Origin of the sequence: Haloarcula sp. S1AR25-4 (assembly GCF_031624555.1) — an archaeon.
GTDB lineage: Archaea > Halobacteriota > Halobacteria > Halobacteriales > Haloarculaceae > Haloarcula > Haloarcula pellucida.
Window position 1 is genome coordinate 911,276 of the sequence record NZ_JAMQOR010000002.1, and the last position, 6,426, is coordinate 917,701.

The 6,426-nt window shown below is 62.7% G+C and carries 7 protein-coding genes, 2 tRNA genes and 2 rRNA genes; 4 read left to right on the top strand and 7 right to left on the bottom strand.

Annotation, left to right across the window (positions count from 1 at the left end; genetic code table 11):
* Nucleotides 1-14 precede the first annotated feature (14 nt).
* Nucleotides 15-1,778 carry a ferredoxin--nitrite reductase gene (locus NDI85_RS13255; RefSeq protein ID WP_310916056.1) on the bottom strand — a complete coding sequence of 588 codons (1,764 nt, stop codon included), beginning with the start codon at nt 1,776-1,778 and terminating at the stop codon, nt 15-17.
* A gap of 93 nt (nt 1,779-1,871) precedes the next feature.
* Nucleotides 1,872-2,213 (bottom strand): hypothetical protein, encoded by a 342-nt coding sequence (locus tag NDI85_RS13260; protein ID WP_188995725.1) that lies wholly within the window; start codon nt 2,211-2,213, stop codon nt 1,872-1,874.
* Nucleotides 2,214-2,465: 252 nt separating this feature from the next.
* Between NDI85_RS13260 and NDI85_RS13265 the strand changes: the two genes are divergently transcribed.
* The 4 genes from NDI85_RS13265 (at nt 2,466) to NDI85_RS13280 (ending at nt 3,958) form a co-directional block, all read left to right on the top strand.
* A complete protein-coding gene (locus tag NDI85_RS13265) occupies nt 2,466-2,630 on the top strand; it encodes a hypothetical protein (RefSeq protein WP_188996909.1) in 165 nt (54 codons plus the stop codon).
* Between the two features lie 118 nt (nt 2,631-2,748).
* Nucleotides 2,749-3,414, top strand: a complete 666-nt coding sequence (locus NDI85_RS13270; RefSeq protein WP_310916057.1) for a hypothetical protein — start codon at nt 2,749-2,751, stop codon at nt 3,412-3,414.
* A 34-nt stretch (nt 3,415-3,448) separates the two neighbouring features.
* Nucleotides 3,449-3,522: transfer RNA gene (locus tag NDI85_RS13275), tRNA-Lys, on the top strand.
* 220 nt (nt 3,523-3,742) lie between these two features.
* Nucleotides 3,743-3,958, top strand: coding sequence for a hypothetical protein (locus NDI85_RS13280; protein ID WP_188995723.1), 216 nt, complete (start codon nt 3,743-3,745; stop codon nt 3,956-3,958).
* Between the two features lie 24 nt (nt 3,959-3,982).
* On the opposite strand, the gene NDI85_RS13285 is transcribed toward NDI85_RS13280, so the two are convergent.
* The 5 genes from NDI85_RS13285 to NDI85_RS13305 all read right to left on the bottom strand — a co-directional run.
* Nucleotides 3,983-4,852, bottom strand: a complete 870-nt coding sequence (locus tag NDI85_RS13285) for a hypothetical protein (protein WP_310916058.1) — start codon at nt 4,850-4,852, stop codon at nt 3,983-3,985.
* 538 nt (nt 4,853-5,390) lie between these two features.
* Nucleotides 5,391-5,466: transfer RNA gene (locus NDI85_RS13290), tRNA-Cys, on the bottom strand.
* Between the two features lie 46 nt (nt 5,467-5,512).
* Entirely contained in the window at nt 5,513-5,770 is a 258-nt protein-coding gene (locus tag NDI85_RS13295) for a hypothetical protein (protein WP_188995721.1), read from the bottom strand.
* A gap of 101 nt (nt 5,771-5,871) precedes the next feature.
* Nucleotides 5,872-5,994, bottom strand: a 5S ribosomal RNA gene (gene rrf / locus NDI85_RS13300).
* A 127-nt stretch (nt 5,995-6,121) separates the two neighbouring features.
* Nucleotides 6,122-6,426 (bottom strand): 23S ribosomal RNA (locus NDI85_RS13305); the annotation flags it as partial.

Consider the following 6,426-nt stretch of genomic DNA (forward strand, 5'->3'; position numbering starts at 1 on the left):
CCGAGCGAGTCGCCTCAGTCGTCCGAGGGCAGGGGCTCGCCGTCGCCGTTCGTCGGCGCGGGCGAGGACTGCATGTCGTCGTCCTCGACGTAGGGGTACCACGTCATCTTCGTGTTGTGCATGTACGGGTCGTGGTAGTCCGTCTCCTCGGGTTCGACGAGGTCGGCGAGGGTGTCCTCGTCGCGCGCCTCGACGAAGTCACGGAACGTCTCGCCGTCCTCGCGGCGGTCTTTGAAGTTGTTCACGAGGTTCTTGATGGCGCCGGGCACCTCGTCGGCGGGGACGCGCATCTCCACCCAGTCGGCGAAGCGCGGGTCCTCGCCGAGGCCGCCGCCCAGACCGATGTCCAGTGCCTCGACCGGTTCGCCGTCCTTGCGCGTCTTCATGCCGCGCAGGGAGACGTCGGCGATCTGGGGCTGGGCACAGGAGGCCGTACAGCCCGAGAGGTGGATGTGGAAGTCCTCGTGGTCGGCCGGGAGTTCGACGTTGTCCTTGAGCCAACGGGCGTAGCGGACCTGTCGGTTCTTCGTCTCGACGATGGAAAGCGAACAGAACTCCGTGCCCGTACAGGCGATGGAGCCACGCATGAACGGCGAGGGCTCGGGGGAGTAGTCCTCCAGCAGGGGTTCGCTCTTGAGGTCCTCGAGGTTCTCCTCGGGGACGTCCATGATGATGACGTTCTGGCGCTGGGTCAGACGGACCTCGCCGGAGCCGTACTCCTCGGCGAGGTCTGCGAGTTCCAGCGTGTCGTCGGCGCCCATCCGGCCGACGAGGACGTTCAGGCCGACGTAGTAGTTGCCGTCGTCCTGTTCGTGGATGCCGACGTGGTCGTCGTGACCCTCGTTGCCGCCGGAGTTGTAGGTGTACTGATCGCGCATGTCCTCGCCCGCCGTCTCCAGTTCGAAGTCGACGAACTCGTCTTGCAGGACCTGCCGCATCTTCTCGGGGCCCCACTCGTCGACGAGGAACTTGATACGGGCGTTGAAGCGGTCCTCGCGGTCGCCGTACTCGTTGAACAGACCGGACATGCCGGCGGCGACGTCGGCCGCCTGCTCCGGGGGCACCCAAACGTCGATGTCGCGGGCGAGGCGGGCCTCCTTCCGGGAGAGCCCACCGCCGACGCGGATATTGAAGCCGAGTTCGCCGTCCTTCTCGGCCGGTTCGAAGGCGAGGTCGTTGATGTCGCCCTGCCCACAGCCCTCGTCACAGCCGGTGACGGCGACCTTCCACTTCCGGGGAAGGTTCGCGTAGTCGTCGTTGCCCTTGAACGTCTCGTTGAGTTCCTCGGCGACGGGCCACGCGTCGATGTGTTCGTGCTTGTCCTTGCCGGCGACCGGACAGCCGACGATGTTCCGCCAGGAGTCACCGCAGGCCTGCTGGGTCGAGAGGCCGACGGACTCCAGTTTGTCGAAGATCTCCGGGATGTCCTCTAGCTTGATCCAGTGAAGCTGGACGGACTGTCGGGTCGTCCAGTCACAGTAGGCGTCGCCGAACTCGGGGTTGTCGGCGGGGCCGGTGGCGTACTCCTTCGCGACGTCGCCGATGACCTCGAGTTGGCCGGGCTTGATGACACCGTTCGGTGTCCCGATCCGCATCATGAAGTACGACTCCTGCCCGGAGCGCTGGTGATACAGACCCCACCACTTGAAGCGCTCGAACCAGGCGTCGTGTTCGTCCTCGGGGATCGACTCCCAACCCTGCTCTGCGAACTCGAGAAGATGCTCCCGAATCTCGTTACCGTAGACGTCGTCTTTCCATTTCTCTACTTTGCTCGGCATGGCTGATTGTGTACCATCACTAGATACCCAGCCTTATACGACACGCTTTGCCGTCAACCGTCTCCCCCACTCCCCGAAACAGGACAATGTTGCCTAATCCGCCGTGCGGGCCAGACGGGTGCGCTTCTCCGGGAAATGAACGCTCTCGTGGACGACACCGTAGAAATCCCCCGACTTCGGGTCTACGACGCGACCGACGGTCAGCCAGTCTGTGATACCGCTCGCACCACACGCGATACACTGCCCCGCGATGCGAGCCTCGATGTCCGGGTGGTCGACGCCGACCTTGACGAACCCCTCGGCGAGGAAATCGGTCGTCTCACAGTCACAGAAGTCACTTCGCGCCAACAACCACAGATCCGAGACGTTCACCTCTCTGGAGTCGTTGACGGATATCCACGCCCCGTCGTCGAGCTGATGAACGTCGGTCGTCATTACATCTCATTAGGCCCCCCGACTACCTGAGGGCGTCGGCGCTCGCAATTTTCGCCGGGGTCGGACCGAACCCACTCCCGTCTGGCGCCCCCTGTGTCGAGCTATCACGAATCACGTTCTGTCAGGTGTCGTACAAGGTAGCTGCACGCGTTGCCGGTAAGCCGCAGTGCGGGTCACAATTACAGGAGAGTGCGCCCTTATGATGGTAGGTCTATTACGAAGGGATACCGACACGCGGCGACTCGGGTCGCCGTGCCAACAGAAACGATGACGAACGCACAACAGACGCACGACGAAACCGACGCCGAAATCGACGAACCGTCCACCGACCACCTCGACAACGTCGAGGACGGCTGTGGCTGTACGGAGATCTGGGAACACATGAGCGAAGAGCGCGAGAGCGCTTCGGACGACTAACACCTGTAACTCCTTCGAGACATTCGCCACCGAAGCGACGGCGTTCTCGATAGGCGTACAGGCGGCAGTACGGCCCCGGACGGGATACTTTTGTGCGCTGGCCGCGAACGAGGAGACGATGCCAGAGGACGAGCCGTCGACCGACCGCGAATCACCGGTCGGGAAGCCGGTCATCCGTGGTGACCCGAACTTCACCGGCCAGCACGCCGACGAGGCCGTCGAATTCAACCCCGACGACCCAGCGAGCCTCGAACTCGCCGCAGAGACCGTTCGCCGCTTCTCCGAGAACACGGCCGGGGCTGACGACAACGTCTACATGCTCCGTGGCGCAGCGGCGTGTGCAGCGCTCGTCCGCGGCGAAGGGTCGTACAAGGCCGCCGCCGAACGGGCCGGTGGCGAGGCCACCGTCTCGTTCATCCGCAAGTGGTCGCGTGTCCACGACCTCCCGCGCTCCATCCGTATCCACGTCGCCAAGGGCGAAATCGCTCCGACGGCGGCCAAACACATCGCCCGGGTCGCCGGCGAAGCCCGCTTACTGCTTGCGTGGGCCGCACTCGACCACGACCTGACGGTCCGGCAGATCCGCTCGGTCGCGAGCAACGTCAACGACGGCGCGAGCATCGAGGACGCGTTAGCTTCCGAAGGCTACCAGTTAGGCCGTCTCACCGTCACCATCGACGTCGACGCCTACTGCAAACTCCGACGGCGTGCGGCCCTCAACGCCACCGACCCGAGCACCGTCGTCACCGACGCACTGGAGACGACGCTCGACGACGGACCGTAAGGCCTTAATCGCCACTCCCCCCACCGACTATCGAGGGCCGGTAGCTCAGTCAGGCAGAGCGTCTGGCTTTTAACCAGATGGTCGGGGGTTCAACTCCCTCCCGGCCCGTGCAACGAACTGATGAGCGCAGCGAGTCAGTAAGTGAACCGGCAGGAAGGAGTTGAACCCGGGGAGTCACAGCGGCCCACCGTCTCCACTCGGTTCAACTCCCTCCCGGCCCGTGCAGTGAACCGATGAGCGGCGCGAATCGGTGTCGAGCCACGTATGCCGCGGCGGGAGGCTTCTGAAGACCGGTTGATTTACCACGCTTACCACCGAGCGGTCGCATATGAGCACACTCACCGAGCGGTTCGGGACTCCACTCAAACCCTTTGGCGTCGCCGCCGGGACGTTCCTCGTCCTCGCGGCACTGGGGACGATTGCCGGCGCACCGTGGACCACCCACGCCACGATGGCGAGCGCAGTGCTACAGGTCGTCGGCGTGGTACTGATGGCCATCGTCGGCGCCGGGCTCGCCTACCTCGCGCTGGCGGACGGCGAATAAGCCACGAAAAGCGTTCTTCTGCAGTCAGCCGCGAGTCGGGAGGTACGCCATCCCCAGCATCAGGACGGCCGCGATGCCGGCGAGGATGGAGACGCCCCAGAGCCCGTTCTTGCGCTCGTGGAAGTACTCCTGACTGTCGAGTTGCTCCTGATAGGTCGGGTACTCGTCGACGCTGACCAGTTGCACCGAGTCGTGGTTCGGGAAGTGGGCGAAGTACTGCTGGCCCTGCAGCGTGACGTTCCCACCCTCGGTGAGTTCGACAGTGCGGTCACGGGGTGCGACCCACGTGACGGTCGCGCTGTCTGTGGACACCTGCGACAGCGTGGTCTGCTGGACGCCACTGTCGCTCTGATAGGGGATGGTCTCGGACTGCTGGTAGGTGCGGGTCTCCGGTTCCGGAAGCCACTCACTGACCGGCTGGAGCGTTCCGTTCTCCTCGTAGACGACGTACTGCGTGCCGTTCTGCGTCGCCAGCGAGTCCTCGACTGCCGGGTCCTCGATCGCGAGTTGGGAGGCGTTTAACTGCTCGGTGAACGTCACCGTGTTGGACTCGTTGCTCGTCGTGACCTGATAGGTGGTGTTGTCGATGCTCGTCGTCGACCCGTTCTCTACGGTTCCAGAGTACTGCCAGGAGTCGTTGGTCCACGACAGGTCAGCGACCATCGAACCGCCACCACCGCCACCGTGACCGCCACCACCACCACTCGACATGTGGATGTTCGAGGCAGTGTACGTCGTTCCGTCGACGGTGAACGTAGTATCGTTTGTCAAGTTAGCGTTCGCTTCGAGTGACACCTCCGGCCGCTGGCTCTCCGCGACGCCAATGTACGCGTAGGCTGCGACACTGACGACGAGGAAGAACGCGAAGTATGCCGCCGCGGCTCGTCGTTGCATATCCGGACGGTCAGTCGGCGCGCGGTTTAATGATTACTTTTCGACCCCACGATGAACGCGTAGCGCGCCAGTCAGTAACAGCGACCCACGGCAACCGAGACTGGCGGCCGAGAATACACCCGTCGCTCGCTGTGCAGGCGTCCAAGCAACATTTGCCGGCTGTGAACACTGTCCTCGACGACTGCTGGCGTACCGGCGCTGACCCATCGCCGTCCGCCGGAAGCCGCTGACGACAGTCGGCAAACAGACGGTCGATGAGTATGACACTGCCGACGCTGTAGCCCGTTCCACGAACGTCGTAGTCACACAGTGACCCCCGCGATGGCCGCACCGGTTGTCGAACGGGCCGTCTCGCCAACTGCCGTACCGATAACCGCGAGCCCGATCGTCTCGCAGAACGACCGTCGAAACGCCATACCGTTCTTCATCTGCCATGAGACGGGAGATAGACACAGTAAGACCGGAGAACAGGTGGGACGCCACCCGAACGGATCGTCACGACTCTTGCCAGTACGAAAAGCGTACGGTCTCGATTAAAAGCCAAGGGCCGGATTTGAACCGGCGATGGGCGGCTCTGCAGGCCGCTGCGTTAGGCCGGACTCTGCCACCTTGGCGCAGTTAGGTATAATGAAGTCGGTCGCTTAAGGGTAGCGAATTCGCCTAGCCCTCTCCCTCGGATTGTCCTGGCTCGCCAACACCCTCCACCGGGACAGCGTTGAAAATAGAGGTCTGTACGTCCTCTGCAGAATCGAACTGTTCGCTCTCGATACGGTCCAGTACCTCCGACATCGATTCCGACCCATCGGCATAGACGAGCGTCACGTCGCCGAACTTCGACTGCACCATCTCGGCCGAGAGCGGATACGACGCCTCCCCGAGGAGGTCCGTCAGTTCGTTCAGTTTGACTTCGCGTGGCATACAGATGTCTCTCTTCGTGGTCCCATAGTTACCTGCAGCCTATGATATGCAAAAAGCCCCGCAGAGAGATGACTCTCTGCGAGGCTCGATGAAAGTATGAATGGTGGCGGCGAACCAGATTTCCCAGAGGCTCGCGCACTCCAGTACTCCCTGGAACGCTGGCGGGCTTATCTTCCGTGTTCGGGATGGGTACGGGAGGCAACCCCGCCGCTATGGCCGCCTAACGCCGAGTCGCGGAATCGAACCGCGAAATCACCAGTCTCGGTCGAACAACCTTGCGTACGTGCGATCCAGTTTGCGCCTGGACTCGTTCAGTCAGCTCGATGGCTGAACTGCGAGTCACAGTGCGTATGAATGATGGCTTCGAGCGCTTAGTGCTCGTGGGCTCAACACTTCGTTACCTCAGTGCGTACACCCCGAGTCTATCTACCCTGTCTTCTACAGGGGCTCTCTGCGGTGTCTCTTTTCCAGGTGGGTTTCGAGCTTAGATGCGTTCAGCTCTTACCCCGTGCCGCGTGGCTACCCGGCGGCGCTCTCTCGAACGACCGGTACACCAGTGGCGGCCAATCGTAGTTCCTCTCGTACTATACGATCGTTCCCGTCAGACACCATTACACACCCAATAGATAGCAGCCGACCTGTCTCACGACGGTCTA